Genomic DNA, 2,706 nt, shown 5'->3' with positions numbered 1-2,706 from the left:
AATTTTAAAAATGATAAATTCTTAAAGGATAGTACACTAAAATACAATTTAATATTTTCATAATACTGATTTAAAGTATTATAATGAAATTCTTAAATTAACGGCATTGTTTAAAAAAAGGAAATATTTAATTAATGAAGTTGAATTGCTCTTCATTAATCAAAAGATAATTTATCAGTTCAGATGAATCAAGATTCTCCCGATACAAATCGACTGCTGTGATTTGTGAGTTATGGTATGTCCTGTAATACAGGATTGCCTTGTTGGTGTTGTAGCAGGAAGTGTATATTGTGTATTCATACAAATCAGGATCATCTATGAATGTGCAGCCGTTCTGCTGCTCGACTGAGCCAAGAATATGGAAAAACTGACCTACACTGCTTGCCTCATCATTATCCGAATAGGAATTTGCACGGGTAAATGCAACCTTTGCAAATCTTGAAGCTGATGACAAGTCACCCGGAAGGCCTATCGCACCCATACCTCTTGAGTACTCCTCCAAATCCACACCAAATGTGTTTTCAGGATTTTTGTTAGATAAACCCCTGTAATTATTCAGGTAAAACAGCTGCTTGTCAAAAGGAGGATTGTTGGTCAAAACACCTACAGGATTGTCATAGACCTTCAGGCCGTCGGCCAAGGGTTCAACGACAATGGATTCAACCTCATCAGAAATCATCCAGTGAAGCGGGGACAGTGGAAGCTCATCGGCAAAGTTAATGTTTACAAGATTGATTTTTCCTAATGCCTCACGGGCTTCAGACACACTGGAGCAGGTCCCAAGCAGATAGGGAATCAGTTCAAAAGGAGTGATATTAACCATATCCTCTTCAAATTCCCTGTAGACTGCATTTCCAGCAAAGTTCAGACCTGCAATAGCCAATCCCTTTTCATTGCATGCATCATAATATAATGGATACTCGTCAATGCCTGCAGCTATTCCGATTATAGCGTAATGGGTTTTAATATCATCTATTTTTCTGAATTTAAGCTCATACTTTCTTGGAGTAACGGTTACCCTTTCGTTATAGGATATTTCATAGTCAAAGTTACGGCCAAAATAATGATTGTCAGTTATATAATTGCTTGCTGTGCACATTTTATCACCTTATAAGAAATTTGAATATTTCAAAGCCCTTTGCTTGATATCTGCAAAGGTATCATCAATCAGCAGTTCTCCGTCTTTAAATACGGTCTGAAGGTAATCTTCACCTTCACTATCAATTGGAACTGTTCTGAATGAATTGTTCTCTCTTATTAGCTTAAATCTTCCGGTCTTTGATTTTTTACTTGAATCAAGAGGATTCTTGAATATGTCATGCCAGACACCGTCACGCAATTGGGTTGAACATTTGAATGCGTTTCTCTGGGTGTCACGATTGACGGCTGTGTGCAGTCCTCCGCCCATACCGAATATGATGTTCTGGGCGGCCCATCCGGCTGATTTCATGGCAAACAATATGTCACGGATTTTCTGATAGTTCAGTCCGTCACCCCATAAGAGTCCTATGTTCAAGTCAAAGACCTTATAGCCCTTGTCGGTGAGATGGCTTCCAAAGCCTTCAGAAAGCAGATTCAGACAATCAATGGTTGTGGATACAGGCTCACCGCTGTCCGGCCTGAATACGACCTTGTTATCCTCACCATCCAGGAAATTCAGAATGGCCTCATTCAGCTCTGTTCCAGATTTTCCGGATTCTTCGAGGAAGTTCCTGTAGTTGTATGAATCTATAACCAGTGACAGCACTCCATCCTTTGCATTATCGATTACATTGAGAATCTGTGAAATTTCACCTTCAGGACCGAGAGATGTCATTACGCTGTGTTCGGTTGCCTGGACGGAAAATCCGTATAGATTGGAATCGTTGTAATAGTTTTCAGGTATTGTCAGTGCCGCAATGGTGTCTGTCCCTGAAAAGCTGAGCAGATGAGCTGATCCGGAAAGCATTGAGGATTCGGTTGAAGTTGCACCCCTGTATCCGAAATCATGGAGCATGAAGTCAAGATTATCCTTAACGGAACCTGTCACTTCAAGATAGAAATTGCACAGTTTTCTGACCTCTGCTGAGAGAGTTGCAACAGTTGAAGGGTACCAGACCTGCAACAAAAGAGGTTCCAAGTAATTAGGCAGCCAATAAGACTTGTCATCGGTGTTTTCGACTGTCATCAGTGCATTTCCCACATCAACAGGAGTTCCTTCCGCAACTGCCTTTATTTCAATCGGCAAATGGCCGTCATGTTCATCCAAAATATATTGCCAGCCATCCCTGTTGAACATATCCGGACCGATATGATTGGCAATCAGGTTATCGGCTTCGTCAATTTTTTCCTGAGTGACAATCTGGCCTTCAAGATATTTCTTGAGGATATATTGAAGTCCGTAAAAAATTGTTTTGTTAAACTCAGCACCTACTCTACTTTCAAGGTATGAATAAATCTTTTCAGTGCCTTTAGGATAGAAATAGTGATGGGTTACCTTATAACTGTCTGTTAAAAGACAAATGTTGTTTTCTATCATAATATCACTTTATAATAGATATTAGATAGTTGAATAATATAAATGTTACGAAAAAAAAGACAATGCCGTCAATTTAAGAATTTCATAATTTTTTTTATCTTTTTGATTTTTTATATATCTCTTTTTTCATGTTAATCTGTAGTTCATATTGAATTTTCTTGCAGATGTAGGTCTTCTGGGTGATTTTC

The 2,706-nt window shown here is 38.9% G+C and carries 2 protein-coding genes; both read right to left on the bottom strand.

The window, feature by feature from the left end; all coding sequences use genetic code 11:
* Positions 1-127 precede the first annotated feature (127 nt).
* Positions 128-1,099 carry a choloylglycine hydrolase gene (bsh, locus tag QZV03_RS11160; protein WP_292748082.1) on the bottom strand — a complete coding sequence of 324 codons (972 nt, stop codon included), beginning with the start codon at positions 1,097-1,099 and terminating at the stop codon, positions 128-130.
* Between the two features lie 9 nt (positions 1,100-1,108).
* Positions 1,109-2,518: a nicotinate phosphoribosyltransferase gene (locus tag QZV03_RS11155; RefSeq protein WP_296876794.1), complete on the bottom strand. Its 1,410-nt coding sequence runs from the start codon at positions 2,516-2,518 to the stop codon at positions 1,109-1,111.
* Positions 2,519-2,706 lie beyond the last annotated feature (188 nt).

The sequence above is a fragment of the uncultured Methanobrevibacter sp. genome, assembly GCF_902788255.1.
Classification (GTDB): domain Archaea; phylum Methanobacteriota; class Methanobacteria; order Methanobacteriales; family Methanobacteriaceae; genus Methanocatella.
This window is presented reverse-complemented; position numbering and strand designations above follow the sequence as displayed.

What these genes read in the sequence shown, in the direction of transcription:
- bsh (WP_292748082.1), bottom strand. Translation starts at nt 1,099, where the DNA reads ATGTGCACAGCAAGCAATTATATAACTGACAATCATTATTTTGGCCGT.
- QZV03_RS11155 (WP_296876794.1), bottom strand. Translation starts at nt 2,518, where the DNA reads ATGATAGAAAACAACATTTGTCTTTTAACAGACAGTTATAAGGTAACC.